19 protein-coding genes and 3 pseudogenes are annotated in these 19,156 nt (G+C 67.4%); 11 read left to right on the plus strand and 11 right to left on the minus strand.

Annotated elements, in window-relative coordinates:
* Positions 1-2 precede the first annotated feature (2 nt).
* From glmM to rplM, 3 genes are all read right to left on the minus strand, one after another.
* Positions 3-1,340: a phosphoglucosamine mutase gene (gene glmM, locus DM816_RS19005; RefSeq protein WP_117211609.1), complete on the minus strand. Its 1,338-nt coding sequence runs from the start codon at positions 1,338-1,340 to the stop codon at positions 3-5.
* A gap of 80 nt (positions 1,341-1,420) precedes the next feature.
* Positions 1,421-1,912, minus strand: coding sequence for a 30S ribosomal protein S9 (rpsI, locus tag DM816_RS19010; protein WP_117211592.1), 492 nt, complete (start codon positions 1,910-1,912; stop codon positions 1,421-1,423).
* 14 nt (positions 1,913-1,926) lie between these two features.
* Positions 1,927-2,370, minus strand: coding sequence for a 50S ribosomal protein L13 (gene rplM, locus DM816_RS19015; RefSeq protein ID WP_117211593.1), 444 nt, complete (start codon positions 2,368-2,370; stop codon positions 1,927-1,929).
* Between the two features lie 215 nt (positions 2,371-2,585).
* Here rplM and DM816_RS19020 point away from each other — a divergent pair, with 215 nt between their 5' ends.
* From DM816_RS19020 to DM816_RS42710, 5 genes and pseudogenes are all read left to right on the plus strand, one after another.
* Positions 2,586-3,893, plus strand: a complete 1,308-nt coding sequence (locus DM816_RS19020) for an MFS transporter (protein ID WP_117211594.1) — start codon at positions 2,586-2,588, stop codon at positions 3,891-3,893.
* A 30-nt stretch (positions 3,894-3,923) separates the two neighbouring features.
* Positions 3,924-4,394 (plus strand): MarR family winged helix-turn-helix transcriptional regulator, encoded by a 471-nt coding sequence (locus DM816_RS19025; protein WP_117211595.1) that lies wholly within the window; start codon positions 3,924-3,926, stop codon positions 4,392-4,394.
* Positions 4,395-4,433: 39 nt separating this feature from the next.
* Entirely contained in the window at positions 4,434-6,461 is a 2,028-nt protein-coding gene (locus tag DM816_RS19030) for a S8 family peptidase (RefSeq protein WP_117211596.1), read from the plus strand.
* An 87-nt stretch (positions 6,462-6,548) separates the two neighbouring features.
* A pseudogene (locus tag DM816_RS45525) lies at positions 6,549-6,831 on the plus strand (type II toxin-antitoxin system prevent-host-death family antitoxin); the annotation flags it as partial.
* 122 nt (positions 6,832-6,953) lie between these two features.
* Entirely contained in the window at positions 6,954-7,100 is a 147-nt protein-coding gene (locus tag DM816_RS42710) for a hypothetical protein (protein WP_246002039.1), read from the plus strand.
* A gap of 28 nt (positions 7,101-7,128) precedes the next feature.
* Here the strand turns inward: DM816_RS42710 and DM816_RS45850 are convergent, their stop codons facing one another.
* From DM816_RS45850 to DM816_RS19065, 5 genes and pseudogenes are all read right to left on the minus strand, one after another.
* On the minus strand, positions 7,129-7,212 hold the full coding sequence (locus DM816_RS45850; protein ID WP_425455252.1) for a type II toxin-antitoxin system YoeB family toxin: 84 nt from the start codon (positions 7,210-7,212) through the stop codon (positions 7,129-7,131).
* Between the two features lie 82 nt (positions 7,213-7,294).
* Positions 7,295-7,396, minus strand: a pseudogene (locus DM816_RS45855) (type II toxin-antitoxin system YoeB family toxin); the annotation flags it as partial.
* Positions 7,393-7,641, minus strand: a complete 249-nt coding sequence (locus DM816_RS19055; RefSeq protein ID WP_246002043.1) for a type II toxin-antitoxin system Phd/YefM family antitoxin — start codon at positions 7,639-7,641, stop codon at positions 7,393-7,395. The pseudogene DM816_RS45855 and the gene DM816_RS19055, both read right to left, overlap by 4 nt.
* A gap of 121 nt (positions 7,642-7,762) precedes the next feature.
* A complete protein-coding gene (locus DM816_RS19060; protein ID WP_170318841.1) occupies positions 7,763-8,104 on the minus strand; it encodes a hypothetical protein in 342 nt (113 codons plus the stop codon).
* Positions 8,046-8,300: a DUF6364 family protein gene (locus tag DM816_RS19065; RefSeq protein WP_117211599.1), complete on the minus strand. Its 255-nt coding sequence runs from the start codon at positions 8,298-8,300 to the stop codon at positions 8,046-8,048. The genes DM816_RS19060 and DM816_RS19065 overlap by 59 nt, the downstream gene beginning before the upstream one ends.
* A 226-nt stretch (positions 8,301-8,526) precedes the next feature.
* Here DM816_RS19065 and DM816_RS19070 point away from each other — a divergent pair, with 226 nt between their 5' ends.
* The 6 genes from DM816_RS19070 to DM816_RS19095 all read left to right on the plus strand — a co-directional run bounded on the left by DM816_RS19070 (position 8,527) and on the right by DM816_RS19095 (position 16,621).
* A complete protein-coding gene (locus DM816_RS19070) occupies positions 8,527-10,548 on the plus strand; it encodes a molybdopterin oxidoreductase family protein (RefSeq protein ID WP_246002040.1) in 2,022 nt (673 codons plus the stop codon).
* Positions 10,545-11,873 carry an FAD-dependent oxidoreductase gene (locus tag DM816_RS19075; RefSeq protein WP_117211601.1) on the plus strand — a complete coding sequence of 443 codons (1,329 nt, stop codon included), beginning with the start codon at positions 10,545-10,547 and terminating at the stop codon, positions 11,871-11,873. Before DM816_RS19070 ends, DM816_RS19075 begins: the two co-directional genes overlap by 4 nt.
* Entirely contained in the window at positions 11,870-14,230 is a 2,361-nt protein-coding gene (gene nirB / locus DM816_RS19080) for a nitrite reductase large subunit NirB (RefSeq protein WP_117211602.1), read from the plus strand. Before DM816_RS19075 ends, nirB begins: the two co-directional genes overlap by 4 nt.
* Entirely contained in the window at positions 14,227-14,568 is a 342-nt protein-coding gene (gene nirD / locus DM816_RS19085) for a nitrite reductase small subunit NirD (protein ID WP_117211603.1), read from the plus strand. The genes nirB and nirD overlap by 4 nt, the downstream gene beginning before the upstream one ends.
* A gap of 62 nt (positions 14,569-14,630) precedes the next feature.
* The gene (locus tag DM816_RS19090; RefSeq protein ID WP_246002041.1) at positions 14,631-15,716 is read left to right on the plus strand and encodes a uroporphyrinogen-III synthase; all 1,086 of its coding nucleotides are present in this window, start codon (positions 14,631-14,633) and stop codon (positions 15,714-15,716) included.
* A 17-nt stretch (positions 15,717-15,733) separates the two neighbouring features.
* Entirely contained in the window at positions 15,734-16,621 is an 888-nt protein-coding gene (locus DM816_RS19095) for a hypothetical protein (protein ID WP_117211605.1), read from the plus strand.
* Here the strand turns inward: DM816_RS19095 and thiC are convergent.
* The 3 genes and pseudogenes from thiC to DM816_RS42715 all read right to left on the minus strand — a co-directional run.
* Positions 16,578-18,110: a phosphomethylpyrimidine synthase ThiC gene (gene thiC, locus DM816_RS19100; protein ID WP_117211606.1), complete on the minus strand. Its 1,533-nt coding sequence runs from the start codon at positions 18,108-18,110 to the stop codon at positions 16,578-16,580. The genes DM816_RS19095 and thiC overlap by 44 nt on opposite strands.
* On the minus strand, positions 18,107-18,898 hold the full coding sequence (gene thiD / locus DM816_RS19105; protein WP_246002042.1) for a bifunctional hydroxymethylpyrimidine kinase/phosphomethylpyrimidine kinase: 792 nt from the start codon (positions 18,896-18,898) through the stop codon (positions 18,107-18,109). The genes thiC and thiD overlap by 4 nt, the downstream gene beginning before the upstream one ends.
* Positions 18,895-19,156 (minus strand): annotated as a pseudogene (locus DM816_RS42715) (hypothetical protein); the annotation flags it as partial. The gene thiD and the pseudogene DM816_RS42715, both read right to left, overlap by 4 nt.

The raw sequence follows: 19,156 nt of genomic DNA on the forward strand, positions 1-19,156 counted from the left end.
CCCTATGCGGGACTGGCTGCCCGCACCTCGGCGGCCAGACCCTCCGCGATCTTCTGGGCGGCATCGGCGGTCGCGGCCTCGACCATCACGCGGACCAACGGCTCGGTGCCGGAGGGGCGGAGCAGGACCCGGCCCGTGTCGCCCAGCTGGGCCTCGGCCACCGTGACGGCCGCGAGCACGGCCGGGCTCGTGGCCACGCCGCGGTCGCCGACCTTCACGTTGATGAGCACCTGCGGCAGCTTCGTGACCACGCCCGCGAGCTGCGCCAGGGTCTTGCCCGTGGCGGCCATGCGGGCCGCGACGGCCAGACCGGTCAGGATGCCGTCACCGGTCGTGGCGTATGCGGGCATCACCACGTGCCCGCTCTGCTCGCCGCCCAGGGCCAGCCCGCGCGCCCGCAGCTCCTCCAGCACGTAGCGGTCGCCCACCTTCGCCTCGACGAGCGTGATGCCGGCCTCGCGCATGGCGATGCGCAGCCCGAGATTGCTCATCACGGTGGCCACGAGCGTGTTGTCGGTGAGCGTGCCGGCCTCGCGCATGGCCAGCGCGAGGATCGCCATCAGCTGGTCCCCGTCGACCTCGGCCCCGCTCGCGTCCACCGCTAGGCATCGATCAGCGTCACCGTCGACCGCCAGGCCCAGGTCTGCGCCATGCTCAACGACCGCCCGCTTGACCTCGTCCAGGTGGGTCGCGCCGCACCCGTCGTTGATGTTCAGCCCATCCGGAGCGGCGTGTATCGCGATAACGGAAGCGCCCAGCTCCTCGAACGCCGCCGGGCCGATGTCGCTCGCCGCGCCGTTGGCGCAGTCGAGCACGACCTTGAGCCCGTCAAGCCGGTGCGGGGTCGCGCTGACGAGATGCCGAAGGTAGTGCTCCGTACCGTCGAGGAGGTCGTGCACGCGCCCCACCCCTGAACCCGTCGGGCGGGCCCAGGGCTGTCCCAGGTACCCCTCGATGGAATCTTCTAAATCATCGGGAAGCTTGTGACCGCCAGCCGCGAACAGCTTAATCCCGTTGTCTGGCATGGGATTGTGGCTTGCCGACACCATCACGCCCAGGTCCGCGCGGACCTCGGCGGTGAGGAAGGCGACGCCCGGGGTCGGGAGCATGCCGACGCGCACCACGTTGGCGCCGGCACTGGCCAGCCCGGCCACGACCGCCGCCTCAAGCATCTCGCCGCTGGCCCGGGGATCGCGGCCGACAAGCGCGAGCGGCGTGTGGCTGCTGTCCGCGGCGACCAGCGTCCGCACGGCCGCGAGCGCGATCGACATCGCGAGCTCGGGGCTCAAGTCGGCGTTGGCAAGACCCCTGACGCCATCGGTTCCGAAGAGACGACCCACCGGCACAAAACCTTCCTCGGGGAGCACAACGGCCGGGCCACCCGTTTCGTGAAAGGGCAACCCGGCCGAGGGTAAGACGGTCAACGCTTCGAGTACTGCGGAGCCTTGCGGGCCTTCTTCAGACCGTACTTCTTGCTCTCCTTGACGCGCGCGTCACGCGTGAGGAAACCGGCCTTCTTCAGCGCCGGGCGGTCGTCGATGTCGAGCTCGATCAGGGCGCGGGCGATGGCCAGGCGCAGCGCGCCGGCCTGGCCGGTGATGCCGCCGCCGCGCAGGTTGGCGATGACGTCGAGAACCTCGCCCTTGTCGGCGGTGACGAGCGGCTCGCGCACCGACTGCTGCGCGACCTTGCTCGGGAAGTACTGCTCCAGCTCGCGGCCATTGCAGGTGATCTTGCCAGTGCCCGGGATGAGGCGCACCCGGACGATGGCCTCCTTGCGGCGGCCGACCGTCTGGATCGGACGCTCACCACGGAACTTGGGCGCGGCCTTGGGCTTGGCGGCAGGAGTCGGCGCGAGCTCGGCGGTCTCGGCCACCTCCGCCGGGGACGGGACGGTAACGTCAGTCGTCATCAATGTTCCTTCGCTCACTGCGCGATCTGCTTGATCTCGAACGGCTTGGGCTGCTGCGCCTGGTGCGGGTGGTCCGGACCGGCGTAAACCTTCAGCTTGGACAGCACCTGGCGGCCCAGCCGGTTGTGGGGGATCATGCCCTTGACCGCGAGCTCGATGGCACGGGCCGGGTTTTTGGTCAGCAGGTCCTCATAGCTGACGGCCTTCAGACCGCCCGGGTAACCGGAGTGGCGGTAGGCGAATTTGGTCGCGCGCTTGTTGCCGGTCAGCGCCACCTTGGCGGCATTGACAACAATCACAAAGTCGCCCGTGTCGACGTGCGGCGCGAAAATGGGCTTGTGCTTGCCGCGCAGAAGTGTGGCGGCGTGGGAGGCGAGCCGGCCCAGCACGACGTCAGAAGCGTCGATGACGTGCCACTGACGCTCGATGTCACCCGGCTTCGGGCTGAACGTACGCACAGGTCTACCTTGTCTGCTCAATGGGTCTGGCGGTTTGGGACATAGAAGATGGCGGTCGCAAGCGCAACAGCAGACAACGATACCCCCGGAGGTTCCCCAGGGCAAAACCGGGGTGCAAGCTCACAGCCCACTCGACCGGAAGGTGCGCCCGTTTTCATCGCGCTGTTAGCACGGCCGGAACACGGCGGCAACGACCAATCCATAACCTGCCCGACATGACCATCACCACCTGGGATCCGGAAAACGCGGACTTTTGGGCCACGACCGGGCGGCGGATCGCCCGGCGCAACCTGATATTTTCGATCTTCGCCGAGCATCTGGGCTTCTCGGTGTGGACCCTCTGGAGCGTGGTGGTCATCGCGTTGCCACCCGCGCTCTTCCCCTTCACCGTGGACCAGAAGTTCTGGCTGGTCGCGCTGCCCAACCTGATCGGCGCACTGATGCGCCTGCCCTACACCTTCGCGGTGACCCGATTCGGCGGCCGCAACTGGACCATCGTCAGCGCGCTGCTCCTGCTGATCCCGCTGTTCGGGCTGATCTTCGCGGTCACCGCCCGGCCGCCCTACTGGGTCGTGCTGCTGTGCGCGGCCAGCGCGGGCTTCGGCGGCGGCAACTTCGCCTCCTCCATGACCAACATTTCGTTCTTCTTCCCCGAGCGGGAGAAGGGCACGGCGCTCGGGTTCAACGCGGCCGGCGGCAACGTGGGCATCTCGACCATGCAGCTGTTCGTGCCGCTCGTGCTGTCGGCCGGGCTGGTCTACGGCGGGCTGATGTGGGTGCCGCTGGTGATCACCTCGGCGATCTGCGCCTACTTCTTCATGAACAACCTGAGCGTGGCGAAGGCCCCGTTCCGCGCCCAGTTCGCCACGGTCAAGCGCGCTCATACCTGGATCATGTCTTTTCTTTACATCGGTACCTTCGGCAGCTTCCTCGGATACTCGGCCGCATTCCCGCTCGTGCTCAAACTGCAGTTCCCGGGTGCGCCGGTGTGGAAGGTCGGCGCGGCCGCGACCATCACGCTCGCCTTCACCGGGCCGCTGATCGGCTCGCTGGCCCGGCCCATCGGCGGGTGGCTGTCCGACAAGATTGGCGGCGCGCGGGTCACGGCCTTCTGCTTCGTCGCCATGGGTCTGGGCTCCTACGGGGTGGTCTCGGCGGTCGGGGCCAAGAGCATGGGCCTGTTCATCGGCTCGTTCCTGCTGCTGTTCACGGCCGCGGGCGCGGGCAACGGCTCGACCTACCGCATGATCCCGGCGATCTTCGCGGCCAAGTCGCCGGACCTGCTCACGGCCAAGCGGGAGTCGGCGGCGACACTCGGCCTCGCGGGCGCGATCGGCGCGGTCGGTGGGTTCTACCTCCCGCGGGCCATCAGCGACTCGATCAATGCGACCGGCGGGATCAGCACCGCCTTCACCTGGTTCGGCGTGATGTATGCCGCATGCCTGGTCGTCACGTGGTGGTGTTACCTGCGTAAGCGCGTTTTGATCGAACGTGCTCCGAGTCTCGCCCATGCGAGTGTGTGAACAGCAGTAAATAGCCAATACAGTAGGTGCATGACCCGTTGGCTGAGTGAGGACGAGCAACGCGCCTGGCGCGCCTACCTCGCTGCCAACCGGCTGCTCGCGCTCGAGCTGGAGAAGGGCTTCGGTCAACACGGCCTCTCCAGCTCGGACTACGAGGTGCTGGTGCACCTGTCCGAGGCACCCGAGCGGCGCCTGCGCATGTGGGAGCTGGCGCACAAGACACTGCTGGAGAAGAGCCGACTGTCGCACCAGATCACGCGCATGGAAAAGGCCGGTCTGGTGCGCCGGGAGAGCTGCCAGGGCGACCGGCGCGGGCAGTTCGCGGTGCTGACCGACCACGGCTGGGAGAAGATCAAGGGCGCCGCCCCCGACCATGTGGAGCAGGTGCGTCGGTTCTTCATCGACCGGATGGACGACGAGCAGCTCAAGACGTTGACCGAGGTCTTCGCGACCATGGCCGATGATCTTCGCCAGCGCTGCCCCAAAGACGATGTTGCCTAAGCTATAGGCGGCGCGGCCAACGGTACATATAAATATGTAATGAGAATTCTCAGGTTGACCGCGCTCGCATCCGCGCTCACCCTCACCATCGCCACCATCGGCGGGCCCGCTGTGGCACGCCCCGACCAGCCGGACGGCTCAAAGTCGAGCGTCTCGGACACCGCCAGAGCCAAGGGCAAGCGGGGCATCCTGCGGGCGGGCGGCCCGACGGCCGTCGCCGACAGCTACATCGTGGTGTTCAAAGACACCGCGGTGAGCCGCTTATCCGTGGCCGGCAAGGCAAACGAACTCGCCAACCGCGTGGGCGGCAAGGCACGGCACACCTACTCGCACGCACTGCGCGGCTTCGAAATCAACACGACCGAGGCCAAGGCGCGGCAGCTGGCGTCAGACCCAGCCGTGGCGTACGTGGAGCAGAACCACACGGTCAAGCTCGCCGACACGCAGACCCCCGTCCCGTCGTGGGGCTTGGATCGCATCGACCAACGCAACCTCCCGCTGAACAACAGCTACACCTATCCAGCCAACGGGTCGGGCGTGCGGGTGTACGTCATCGACACCGGAATCCGGTTCACCCACACCGACTTCGGCGGGCGGGCAGTCACCGGGTTCGACGCCATCGACGGCGGCAGTGCCGACGACGGGCACGGGCACGGCACACACGTGGCCGGCACGGTCGGCGGCACGGCCTTCGGCGTGGCCAAGGGCGTCACGCTGGTCGGCGTCCGGGTGCTCAACAACCAGGGCTCGGGCACCAACGCTCAGGTCATCGCGGGCATCGACTGGGTGACCGGCGACCACGACCCGGGCGAGCTCGCCGTCGCCAACATGAGCCTCGGCGGCGCTGGCACCGCACTCAACGCGGCCGTCACCAACTCGATCGCCGACGGCGTGTCCTATGCCGTGGCGGCGGGCAACGAGTCCACGGACGCCTGCACCCGCACGCCCGCCAGCACACCCAACGCGATCACCGTCGGGGCGACCGACTCGGGCGACAACCGGGCATCGTTTTCCAACTTCGGCACGTGCCTGGATATCTTCGCGCCCGGCGTGAGCATCACGTCGGCCTGGATCGGCAGCGACACCGCCACCAACACCATCAGCGGCACGTCGATGGCCTCGCCGCACGTGGCCGGCGCCGCGGCGCTCGTGCTGGCGCAGAACCCGTCGTTCACCCCGCAGCAGGTACGCGACTCGCTGTTCAACAACGCGACGAACAACGTGGTGGGCAACCCGGGCTCGGGCTCGGTCAACAAGCTGCTGTTCGTCGTCAACGGCCCGCCCGGCAACGACTTCTCGATCGCGGTGTCGCCCGCCTCGGGCACGACCCCGCAGGGCGGTTCGGTCACGGCGACGGTCAGCACGGCAACGACATCGGGCTCGCCGCAGACGGTGACGTTCTCGGCGGGCGGCCTGCCGTCCGGAGCCACCGCGTCGTTCAACCCGCCGTCGGTCACGTCGGGCGGCTCGTCCACGCTGACCATCCAGACGTCGGCGTCCACCCCGCCCGGGTCGTACCCCGTCACGATCACCGGCACGGCCGCCTCGGGTAGCAAGAGCACCACGTTCACGCTCGTGGTCACGGGCCCCGGCGGCTGCTCCAGCCCCGGGCAGAAGCTCGCCAACCCCGGCTTCGAGAGCGGCCACTCGGTGTGGCAGATGACGCCCGATGTCATCGGCCAGCACGCCCCCTACCAGCCGCCACGCAGCGGCACCTGGAACGCGTGGCTCGTCGGCTATGGCTTCAGCACCTACGACATCGTCCAGCAGTCGGTGACGCTGCCCGCCGGATGCTCGTCGTACACGCTGAGCTTCTGGCTACACATCGACACCGACGAGTATGAACCGATCGCGTTCGACGGCCTGCGTGTGCAGGTCATCGTCGGTTCCACCACCACGACCCTGGCCACCTACACCAACCTCAACGCGGCACCTGGCTACACCCAGCGGACCGTCAACCTGTCGGCGTTCGCCGGCCAGACGATCCTGCTGCGCTTCTACGCCACAGAGGACCAGTCGCTTCAGACCTCGTTCGTCATCGACGACACCGAACTGAACGTGTCCTGACCCAGTGAGCCGGGGTGGGAGCTTCCTCCCACCCCGGTCGGGACATAATTCGAGCCATAATTCAGACCGGTTGATATGGTGGCCGCTATGGAGATCATCCCCATCACCGAGGCAAAGGCTCGGATCGCCGAGCTGGCCGACCGCGTCGCTCGTTAGCATGACCATTTCACGATCACGCGCAACCGCCGCGCCCGACGTAATGCTCATTTCGGTGGCTGAGTACGAGTCGATGCAAGAAACACTTGACCTTCTCTCCGATGATGAAGCCCTTGTGGACCTGCGTCAGTCGCGGGAGGACTTCACCTATCGGATCATCTACCGGATCGACGAGGCCAAGCGCGCAGTCGAGATCCATTCCATTCGCCATCGCGGTGTCCAGGGTCACTCATCGTGCTGGCCGATCCCGCTCTCGGCGCTCACGTCCGATCAAGTCGATCACGCGCCGGTTTACTCGCACGATGGGCGGGTGAGCTGCTGCATGGCATCCGCGTCGTGGCGACCGGCGACGCGCTGCTAGCGCGGCGCATCACGCGCCGGCTCATCGGCGCCGCGGGCCGCACGGCACAGCACGCCGCCTCCGATCGCCTCGCCGCACTCACCGGACGGGTCGTCATCGCCTACCAAAGCGGCCTCGTCTGACCCGAAACGAAGGCGACTGTCCTGGCTTTCAGTCTTCGTAGTGATAACGGCAGGCGATGATCTGCAGTTCATTGTCGGCCACTCTGTAGACGAGCCGGTGCTCGGGATCGATACGGCGGGAAGCGAACCCGGCGAGTTTCTCCCTTGAGCAGCTCCGGCTTGCCTAAGCCACCGTTAGCTTCGTCGCCACGCAAGATGTTCTTGATCAGCAAGTTGATCCGCTTGCGTGTCTTACGGTCCCGGCTTTGCCAGTAGATGCAGTTCTCCCAGGCGTCCTCAGTGAAGACAATCTTCATTCGTCCAGCTCTTCGGGCGAGACTGAGCGCGTGCGACCGACTTCGAGCTGCTCGATCGAGCGACGCAGGCGACGGCCGTTGGCCCCGCGCATGAGATAGAGCGTCTCCTGCATCGCCTGGTAGTCCTCCAAAGGCAAGACCACCATCGGCTGATGCCCACTGCGGGTGATCATCAGCTCCTCCGCATCACGCTCGATAGCATCGAACGCGCTGGAAAGGTTCTGGCGCGCGTCCGACAAACTCATGACCTTCACACTCAGCCCCTTCCGGTGTACCAAAAAACGTACAAATGCAGCAATTTTTCCAGGCGCCCAACTGCGAAGGCCGGGCGCAAATCCGCCCGGCCCATCGCCGTACCGTATGAAGTTAGAGATCCTGGATGATCCGCAGGGCGCGGCCGACGCGATTCATCGTGTCGGTGTCTGCGACATCTACCATGTCGGTGAACCAGCGTTTCATCGGGGAAGAGACCCGGTCCGGCATAATGATCAACTCACCCATCGGTACCGCAAGCGGGGAGTCGCGAAGCTCTTCTTCCTCGACCACCTCGACCACAACCACAATTGGCACGTCCGTGCTGTTGTAGACATCAGAGGAGATCACGAGGCCAAGCCGTTCCCGGGCACCCTCGATTCGCCAGATCTCACCTCTACGAAGCACGCCGCCCCCGGAGTTCCATACGGACCATCTCCACTTCACGCTCGTCATCCAGAGCGGTCTTCTCAAGCCGGTCCAGACCGGCGCGCCGCACCACGGCGGCATGGGCATTGAACAGCTCGCGCAGCGCCTTCTCCCGAGCGGCCTGGTCTATCCAGGCGGATAACGACATCCCGTCACGCTCGGCATACCGCCGCGCCTCTTCGATCGTCTCGTCCGTGAAGGACAGGGTAACCTTGGCAGTCATGCAGATGAGCGTACATCTGGTATGACCATTGGTCATCCCTTCCTGTGTGCCACCTGGGTGAGTGATATACCACTTTTACCCTTCGTGAGTTGATCCTCACTCAATGTGCAGTCTGGGTGAATCGGTCAAGTGGGCACAACGCACTCAATCAAACGTGCGGGGCTCTTAGCAGGCTCGAAACATACGGGACCCTCCAATGAAACGGGTTTCCCGGACGCTTGTGCACATGCCTGAAGTCGCGACCCATTGTCCCTACTGCGCTTTGCAGTGCGGGATGACCCTGCGCGAGACCGACGGCAAGGTCGAAGTGGGCGCCCGCGATTTCCCCACAAACCGGGGCGGGCTGTGCCAGAAGGGCTGGACCTCGGCCGAACTACTCGATCACCCCGACCGGCTGACCTCGCCATTGATCGACGGGCGCGCCGCCTCCTGGGATGAGGCCTACTCGCTGATCATTGAAAAAATCGTGGACATTCAGCGAACGCACGGCAAAGACGCGGTGGCCGTGTTCGGCGGGGGCGGGCTGACCAACGAGAAGGCCTATGCGCTGGGCAAGTTTGCCCGCGTGGCCCTCGGCACCAAGCACATCGACTATAACGGCCGGTTCTGCATGAGCTCCGCAGCCGCAGCCGGCATCCGCTCGTTCGGCCTCGACCGAGGGCTGCCCTTCCCCATGGCCGATCTGGCCGAGGCCGACACCCTCCTTCTCGTGGGCGGCAACGTCGCCGAGACCATGCCCCCGTTCGCGCGGTACCTGACCGAGCAGCGCGAGCGCGGCGGCACCCAGATCGTGATCGACCCCCGCGCCACGCTCACCGCCCGCGCCGCGACCCTGCACCTGCAGCCGACCCCCGGCACGGACCTCGCGCTCGCGCTCGGCCTGCTGCACATCGTGATCGCCGAGGGCCTGGTCGACCAGTCCTACGTGGACGATCGCACCACCGGGTGGGAGTCGGTCAGGGCGAGCGTCGCCGCCTACTGGCCCGCCCGCGTCGAGCGCATCACGGGCGTTTCCAGCGCCGACCTCGAACTCACCGCTCGCGCGCTCGCCCGCGGCAAGTCGATCATCCTCACCGCCCGAGGCGCCGAGCAGCACAGCAAGGGCGTGGACACGGTCACCGCGTTCATCAACCTCGCCCTCGCGCTGGGCCTGCCGGGCCGCCGCGGCTCCGGCTACGGCTGCCTGACCGGTCAGGGCAACGGGCAGGGCGGGCGCGAGCACGGGCAGAAGGCCGACCAGCTGCCGGGCTACCGCAGCATCGAGGACCCGGCGGCCCGCGCGCACGTCGCCAAGGTGTGGGGCGTGGAGCCCGAAACGCTCCCTGGCAAGGGGATTTCAGCCTATGAGCTGCTCGACTCGCTGGGCGACACGGTCAAGGCCCTGCTGGTCTTCGGGTCCAACCCGGTGATATCGGCGCCGAATGCCGTACACATAGAAAAGAAGTTAAAAGAACTTGAATTGCTTGTCGTATGTGACTTCGTTCCCAGTGAGACCGCAAGTCTGGCCCATGTGGTGTTGCCCGTGGCACAGTGGGCAGAAGAAGACGGGACAATGACCAATTTGGAGGGCCGCATCCTGCGGAGGCGGGCCCTTCGCGAGCCACCGCCGGGGATAGGGACGGATCTGGCGGTGATGGCTGAGTTGGGCGCCCGGCTCAGCCAGGGCAAGTCCGGTGTGCGGTTCGACTCCGCTCCGCACGCCGTGTTCGAGGAGCTGCGGCGGGCCACCGCTGGCGGGGTCGCCGACTACGCAGGCGTTACTTGGGAGCGGGTGGACGCCGAGGACGGCGTATTCTGGCCCTGCCCCGCAGCGGACCGGGCGGGCACGCCGCGGCTCTTCGAATCCTCCTTCGCGACCCCGGACGGTCGCGCGCGAATGATTGCGGTGGAGCACCGGCCAGTCGCGGAGGAGGTCGACGCCGAGTTCCCGCTCTACCTGACGACCGGCAGGGTCCTTTCGCAGTACCAATCGGGCGCACAGACGCGCCGGATCCTCAACGGATCTATCTTTGTCGAGATGCATCCCGACCTAGGGTTCGATGACGGCACCCTGGTTCGCGTGATCAGCAGGCGGGGCTCGATGGAGGCGCCGGTGCGGCTGTCGGAGCACATCCGGCGGGACACCGTCTTCGCGCCATTCCACTTCCCAGGCATGGGCCGCGCCAACTCGCTCACCGGAGACGCGCTCGACCCGATCTCGCGCATGCCGGAATTCAAGGTGTGCGCCGTCCGAGTGGAACCAGCATGAGAGTTGTGATTGTGGGCAACGGCATGGCCGGGGCCCGTTTGGCCACTGAACTGTCCGATCAAGACGTTCTCGTGCTGGGCGCAGAGGAGCACCCGGCCTACAACCGGATTTTGCTGTCCAGCGTGCTCGCGGGCAAGCACCGGCCGGGCGACATCGCGCTCGTCGGCTCGCCGAAGGCGCGCACCGGAGTGACCGTCACCGCGATCGACCGCGTCGAAAAGACGGTGACCACTTCGGACGGTTCAATTGAGACATACGACCATCTCGTGCTCGCCACCGGTTCCCGCGCCATCGTGCCGCGGGGCATGGAGGGCGCGCTGACGTTCCGCACGCTCGACGACTGCCACAACATCCTGGCGCAGGCGCAAAACGCCAGCACCGCAATCGTTTTGGGCGGCGGCCTGCTCGGGCTGGAGGCGGCCCGCGGCCTGGCCGGGCGCGGCATCACGGTGGAGGTGGTGCACGCGGTGGGGCATCTGATGGAGCGCCAGCTCGACCCGGGCGCGAGCCGGGTGCTCGAGCGCACGCTCGGCGAGCTCGGCATCAAGGTGCATCTCAATGCGATGGCCACGTCCATCAGCGATGAGCGCAACCTGCACCTCGACGACGGCAGAGTGCTCACCGCCGATCTGATCGTCGTGGCGTGCGGGGTCCGGCCGGAGACCGAACTCGCGGTCAAGGCCGGGCTCAAGGTCGATCGGGGAATCGTCGTCGATGAACGGCTGCGCACGTCGGACCGGTTCATCTCGGCGATCGGCGACTGCGCGCAGCTGGGCAACGAGGTCGGTGGCCTGGTGGCGCCGGCGTGGGAGCAGGCACGCGTGGTGGCGCAACAGCTGACCAGCGACCCGCTCGCGGTGTATCAGCCGCAGCCGCCCATCACGCGGTTGAAGGCGTCGGGGATCGACCTCGCGGCGATGGGCACGCTTCAGGGCGACGACGAGGTGCTGTTCGCCGACCCGGCCCGGGGCACCTACGCCCGCGTGCTGATCAGTGGGGACCGGGTGACAGGCGCGGTCATGCTGGGCGACAACCCGGCCGTCGGTCAGGTGATCCAGATCTTCGATCGCAAGCTTCCCCTGCCCCTGGACCGGCGCACGCTGCTGCTGGGGCGGGGCGGCGGTTCGGCGTCCGCTGTGGACAGTCCGGCGCTCATGCCGGACGCCGCGACGGTCTGCCAGTGCAACGGCGTGAGCAAGGGCGCTCTGGTCAAGTGTTTCCGCGACGGCGACGACGTGGTCACGCGGACCCGCGCGACCACGGGGTGCGGCAGTTGCAAGGACGCGGTGGAGGGAATCATCCGGTGGCTGGAGGTGGCGGCGTGAGTAGGAAGCTGGTAGTCGCCGGGTATGGCATGGTGGCGCAACGATTCCTGGAGGCGATGGCCGGAAGCGATTGGGACGTCACGGTTCTGGCCGAGGAGAGCGTGCCGGCCTACGACCGGGTGCGGTTGACTTCATGGTACGAAGGCGAGTCGCTCGACATGGGCGGGCCGCCCGAGGGCGTGAAGGTGCTCTACAACACCCCGCTGCGCGAGGTCGACCGGCTCAACAAGACGGTCAACGGCGACATCCCTTACGACGCACTGGTTTTGGCGACCGGATCGCGGCCGTTCGTGCCGCCGATCCCCGGGGCCGATCTGCCGGGCGTGTTCGTGTATCGGACGATCGACGATCTGCGCAGCATCAAGGAGTGGGCGCAGGGCAAGCGGGTCGGAGCCGTGCTCGGCGGCGGGCTGCTGGGGCTCGAAGCGGCCAACGCGCTCAAGGGCATGGGCCTTTTGGTCCACGTGGTCGAGTTCGCGCCGCGGCTCATGCCGATGCAGGTCGACGAGGGCGGCGGGGCGGTGCTCAAGCGGCACATCGAGGAGCTCGGGCTGACCGTCCACACCGGATCGGCGTGCTCGGCGCTCAAGCCCGGCGGGATGGTCATCGGCGAACAAGAGCTGGACGTGGACATCGTCATCATCGCGGCCGGGATCAGGCCGCGTGACGAAGTCATCGACCTGCCGAAGGGGCCGCGCGGTGGATACCTGGTCGACGAGACATGCCGCACCGCTGACGAGAGCATCTGGGCAATCGGCGAATGTGCTGCCCTGCAAGGGGTCTGCTACGGGCTCGTGGCGCCGGGCTATGCCATGGCCGAGGTGGTCGCCGACCGGCTGACCGGCGGGCAGGCCATGATGACCGCGCCCGACACGTCCACCAAACTCAAGTTGCTGGGCGTCGACGTCGCGAGCTTCGGCACACCGTTCGCCGAAGGCCTCGATGTCGTTGTCTCCGATCAACTCAGCGGGGTCTACGCCAAACTCCTGCTCACCGATGACGCGCAAACGCTGCTGGGCGGGATTCTCGTCGGCGACGCTTCCGCCTATCCGGCGCTGCGCGCGTCCGTCGGCGGCCCGCTGCCCGGCCCGCCGCTGTCCGTCCTGTCCGGACAGGTGAAGCTTGAGGTCCAGCAGGTGTGCTCGTGTCACGCGGTCACCAAGGACCACATCACCGAGGCGATCGCGGGCGGCTGCCAGGACGTGCCCGCGCTCAAGGCGTGCACCAAGGCCGGGACCGGTTGCGGCTCCTGCGTTCCGCTGCTCAAGCAGCTGCTCGCCGAGGGCGGCGTGACGCTGTCGAAGGCGCTGTGCGAACACTTCGCCTATTCGCGGCAAGAGCTTTTCGACATCATTCATGTACGAGGCATCACCTCGTTCAACGCGCTGATCTCCGAGCATGGGACCGGTCGCGGCTGCGACATCTGCAAGCCCGCCGTGGCGTCCATCCTCGCCTCGATGAGCAACGGCTACATCCTCGACGGCGAGCAGGCCGCGCTGCAGGACACCAACGATCACTTCCTCGCCAACATCCAGCGCGACGGCACGTATTCGGTGGTGCCGAGAATTCCCGGTGGGGAGGTCACCCCCGACAAGCTCATTGTGATCGGCGAGGTGGCGCGAGACTTCGGCCTGTACACGAAAATCACCGGCGGCCAACGCATCGACCTGTTCGGAGCGCGGGTGGAGCAACTGCCGCAGATCTGGCGGCGGCTCGTCGACGCGGGCTTCGAGTCGGGCCACGCGTATGGAAAAGCGTTGCGCACGGTCAAAAGCTGCGTCGGCTCGACGTGGTGCCGCTACGGCGTGCAGGACTCGGTCGGCATGGCCGTCGAGCTCGAACTGCGCTACCGCGGCCTGCGCGCGCCGCACAAAATCAAGTCGGCGGTCTCCGGCTGCGCCCGCGAGTGCGCCGAGGCGCGCAGCAAGGACTTCGGCATCATCGCGACCGAGAAGGGCTGGAACCTTTACGTGGGCGGCAACGGTGGCTTCCGCCCGCGCCACGCCGACCTGTTCCTCACGGACGCGTCGAAGGAGCTGCTGATCCAGACGATCGACCGCTTCCTCATGTACTACATCCGCACGGCGGACCGGTTGCAGCGCACGGCATCGTGGATCGAATCGCTCGACGGCGGGCTGGACCACCTGCGCGAGGTCATTGTGGACGACTCCCTCGGGCTGTGCGCCGAACTGGACGCGATGATGGCCAAGCACGTGGAGTCCTATTCGGACGAGTGGAGCGACACGCTGGCCGACCCGAACCGGTTGGCGCGCTTCGTGTCCTTCGTCAACGCGCCGGACACGCCGGACCCAGACATCAAGTATGCCGTGGAACGTGGACAGAAGGTGCCGCTATGAGTGTTGATGTCATTACCCAGTGGACCACCGTTTGCCCGATCAGCCGGATCCAGCCCGAGCGGGGTGTGGCCGCGCTCGTGGAAGGAACGCAGATCGCGCTGATTCGCACATGGGACGACGAGTTGTATGCGGTGAGCAACCGCGACCCGATCGCGGGTGCGCAGGTGATGTCGCGCGGCATCGTCGGCACGCGCGGCGATGCGCCGACCCTGGCCTCGCCGCTGCACAAGCAGGTTTATGACCTGCGCACCGGCGAGTGCCTGGACGTGCCGGGCGTGAGCCTGCCGACCTACCGCGTCAGATGCACCGACGACGGCCTGGTCGAAGTGGCGATATGAGCGAGGGCTTGCCCCGAGCGAATCGACGGGCAGGCGCCGCGGAGCGTAGCGGAGGGACGCCATTGAGCGAGTTGGCCGGGTTCACGATCGGTGTCACCGCGGACCGGCGGCGCGACGAGCTGGCCGCGCTGCTCGAACGGCGCGGCGCCCGGGTCGTCATCGCGCCCGCGCTGCGGATCGTGCCGCTGCACGACGACTCGCAACTGCGCGAGGCGACCCGGCGCTGCCTGGACGACCCGCCCGACATCGTGGTGGCCAACACGGGCATCGGCATGCGCGGCTGGCTTGAGGCCGCGGAGGGCTGGGGCCTGGCCGATCCGCTCCGGACGGTGCTCGCCGAGGCGTACATCGTGGCGCGCGGGCCCAAGGCGCGCGGCGCGGTCCGCGCGGCCGGGCTGATGGACCAGTGGTCGCCGGACTCCGAGTCGTGCGACGAATGCCTGGCGCACCTGCTGCGCAGGGGTGTTCAGGGCAAGACCATCGCGGTACAGCTGCACGGCGAGCAGCAGCCGGAGTTCTGCGCATCTTTACGAGCCGCGGGAGCGGATGTCATCGAGGTGCCCGTCTATCGGTGGGCGCCGCCGCTTGACCCCGCTCCCCTGCACCGCCTGGTCGACCTGGTGTCAAGCCGGCTCGTCGACGCCATCACGTTCACCAGCGCGCCCGCCGTGGGCGCGCTGCTCGCCGCCGCCGGGACGGGCGCCGACGGGGTGCTGGAGGCACTGCGCTCCGATGTGCTCGCCGCGTGCGTCGGGCCGGTGACGGCTGCACCGCTGATCCGCCAAGGCATTCCGGTCATCGCGCCGGCGCGGGCCCGGCTGGGCGCGCTCGTGCGGGCCATCGTGGACGAGTTGCCCCAGCGGTCGCTCACGCTCACCGTGGCCGGTCATCAGCTCACGCTGCGTGGACATGCGGCGATGGTGGATGGGACGCTCAAGCCGCTCGCCCCCGCGCCGATGGCCGTTTTGCGGGCGCTGGCACAGGTACCGGGAAAGGTTAGATCCAGGGCTTCTCTTCTGCCGGCACTTCCGCGCGGTGCCGATGAGCATGCGGTGGAAATGGCCGTGGCGAGGCTGCGCGCCGGTCTTGGGGATCCGGCATTTGTTCAGACGGTGGTAAAGCGCGGCTATCGACTCCAGGTCGAATAGCACGTACTGTCCCGTGGGTGAGATTCTGGCCACGGGTATTCGCGGTCGCATTCGGCACGGCCGCTCTGATCGGCGCTGCCCAATTAGGACTCGTCTATGGGTTGGAGGCCGTGCGTTTCAACCGGCCCTTCGCGGGCGTGGAAAACGACTGGAACATCCATCTCACGTGGATGGCATGGTTTGCCATGACGGCGGTCGTCGGGGGCACGGCGTTTGCCCTCGGTCACGCCAAACTGATCGCGCGGCGGCAGGGCATAGAGTCTCGCCACAGTGACGGGCGCGGTGTGTTCGTGCGGATCGTCGCGGCACTCGCGGCGGGTCTCGGCGGGCTTCTCTCGGTCGTACCGCTGACCGTCTATCCGGCGGTCAACGCGATCCTGCCCACGCCGCACAACCCGGAATACACGATGGCGCTGACCGGGATCGCGGCCGTGGTCGCCGGGACGATTCTCGCCGCGACGACCGCCGGCAACCGCCCGCTGAGCACGAGCATCGCGTGGTTTGTCGCCGCGGCGTGGGTGGTCGCCGCGGCCTCGCTGTCCGACACGAGCCCGGCGAAGGGCCGGCTCTACACCGAACCCGTGCGCCTGGGCGTGCTCGACATCGGCGCGCTCATGCCGACGCCGCGGGCACACTTCAGCATGCCTGCGCTGGCCCTGGTGATCGGGCTCATCGTGGCTGTCACCGGGTGGGTCCGGCGTCAGTCGCGCGTGCTCATCGCGCTGTCGGGCGCGACCGGGCCGCTGCTCATCGCGCTGGCCTACCTGATGGGCGGGCCGGGCATCTCGCGCCAGATGACCAACCAGGCGGACGCCTATCTCGGTGCGATGGCGTCCGTCGTGGTTGGACTGATCCCGGCCATTATCGTTGCGCTGCTGCCGAAACGGGCTCACCAGACGCTGTAGTCACGGGCAGATAGACGCGCGACCCGGAGGCGATGAACTCCTCGGATTTCTGCTTCATGCCCTCCTTCAGCTCGTGACTGATCTTCATGGAGCAGAACTTGGGCCCACACATCGAACAGAAGTGAGCGGTCTTCGCAGCCGGGGCGGGCAGTGTCTCGTCGTGATAGGACCGTGCCGTGTCGGGGTCGAGGGCCAGGTTGAACTGATCCTCCCAGCGGAACTCGAAGCGCGCCTTGGACAGCGCGTCGTCCCACGCCTGCGCGCCCGGGTGGCCCTTGGCCAGATCGGCTGAGTGAGCAGCGATCTTGTAGGCGATCATGCCCGCCTTGACGTCCTCCTTGTTGGGCAGGCCCAGGTGCTCCTTCGGGGTGACGTAGCAGAGCATGGCCGTGCCGTACATCGCGATCATCGCGGCGCCGATGGCCGACGTGATGTGGTCGTAGGCGGGCGCGATGTCTGTCGCAAGTGGACCGAGCGTGTAGAACGGGGCCTCATGGCACCATTCCTGCTGCAGATCCACGTTTTCTTTGATTTTGTGCAGCGGTACGTGGCCAGGCCCCTCGATCATCACCTGGACATCGTGTTCCCACGCGATGGTCGTCAGCTCGCCGAGCGTCTTGAGCTCGGCCAGCTGGGCCTCGTCGTTGGCGTCCGCGATCGAGCCCGGCCGCAGCCCGTCGCCGAGCGAGAACGTGATGTCATACTTCGCGAAGATCTCGCACAGCTCGGCGAAGTTGGTGTAGAGGAAGTTCTCCTCGTGGTGGGCCAGGCACCACGCGGCCATGATTGAGCCGCCGCGCGACACGATGCCGGTCACCCGGTTGGCGGTCGTCGGGATGTAGCGCAGCAGCACGCCCGCGTGCACGGTCATGTAGTCCACGCCCTGCTCGGCCTGCTCGATGATGGTGTCCCGGTAGACCTCCCAGCTGAGCTTGACCGGGTCGCCCTTCACCTTTTCCAGCGCCTGATAGATCGGGACCGTCCCGATCGGCACGGGCGAGTGGCGCAGGATCGCCTCGCGGGTCTCGTGGATGCGCGGTCCGGTCGACAGGTCCATGACCGTGTCGGCGCCCCAGCGCGTGGCCCACGTGAGCTTCTCGACCTCCTCGTCCACGCTCGACGTGACCGCCGACGTGCCGATGTTGGCGTTCACCTTGACGAGAAAGGCCTTGCCGATGATCATCGGCTCCAGCTCCGGGTGGTTGACGTTGGCCGGCAGCACGGCCCGCCCGGCGGCGATCTCGTGCCGTACGAGCTCGGCGGGCACGCCCTCGCGCATGGCCACGAACTCCATCTCGGGCGTGATGACACCCGCGCGGGCCAGGCCCAGTTGCGTGACGGGCGTCCGGCCGGCCACCCACTGCGCGCGCGGCTTCTGGTCGAACGTGCCCGGCCCTGACGTGTCGTAGAGCCGGACCGTGTCGCCGTCGGTCAGGTCGATTTCCGCGAACGGCACGCGCAGCGGGCCGACATAAACCTTGCGCCTCATGACATCCTCCCAAAGAAATGGTTCAGCGGGCCGGCACCACTGCCGAGCCGCCAGTCAACCGCGCCGAGCAGCGCGGCGCGCACGAAGCGCTTAGCGAAGTCGATGGACTCGTCGAGCGGGTGGCCGTGGGCGAGCCGGGCCGCGATCGCCGAGGAGAAGGTGCAGCCGGTGCCGTGCGTGTTGCGCGTGTCCACCCGCTCGGCCTTGAGCATGCGCACGCCCTGCGGCGTCCACACCGCGTCCTGCGCCTCGTCTCCGAGCAGGTCGCCGCCGGTGACCACGACGCATTTGGCGCCCATCGACGCCAGTTGGGTCGCGGCGCCGGCCATGTCGGACGGGGTGGACACCTCCCAGCCGAGCAGGGCGGATGCCTCGTCCATGTTGGGCGTGACGACCGTGGCGTAGGGCAGCAGCCGCTCGATCGCGCTCGTCACGCCTAGCCGGCGCCCGGTCGACGAGATCAGCACCGGATCCACGACCAGATTGGGCAGCTCGCCCGCGGACGCCTTGGCGCGGATCGTCGCGGCGATGTCGGCGCTGGCGACCATGCCCACCTTGACCGCTGCCAGGGGCAGGTCCTCCAGCACGCAGGCCAGCTGCAAACCGACCACGCTCGGCGGCATCGCGAACACGTCGCGCACCTTGACAGTGTTTTGCGAGGTGACCGCGGTGACGACGCTCGCGCCATAGCAGTCGAGCGCGGCGAACGTCTTCAGGTCGGCCTGTATCCCCGCGCCGCCACCCGAATCGGAGCCTGCGATGGTGAGGACCACGGGTGGCTGCGTCACGGCAGCAGTCCTTTCACGACACTCGCCGGATCGTCGGCGCGCATGACGGCGCCCATTACGGCAACGCCTATTGCGCCCGCTGCGCGGCATTCATAGGCTCGTTGTGGCGTGTCGACCCCGCCGAGCGCCACCACGCGCCGCCCGCCTGCCTCGCCTCCTGCAAGCGTCGCCGCCACCTCGGCCGCCGCCGAGCCTCCCGCAAGCGTCGCCGCCACCTCGCCCGCCGCCGAGCCTCCCGCAAGCGTCCCCGCCACCTCG

It is taken from the genome of Allorhizocola rhizosphaerae (assembly GCF_003426775.1).
Lineage (GTDB): Bacteria > Actinomycetota > Actinomycetes > Mycobacteriales > Micromonosporaceae > Allorhizocola > Allorhizocola rhizosphaerae.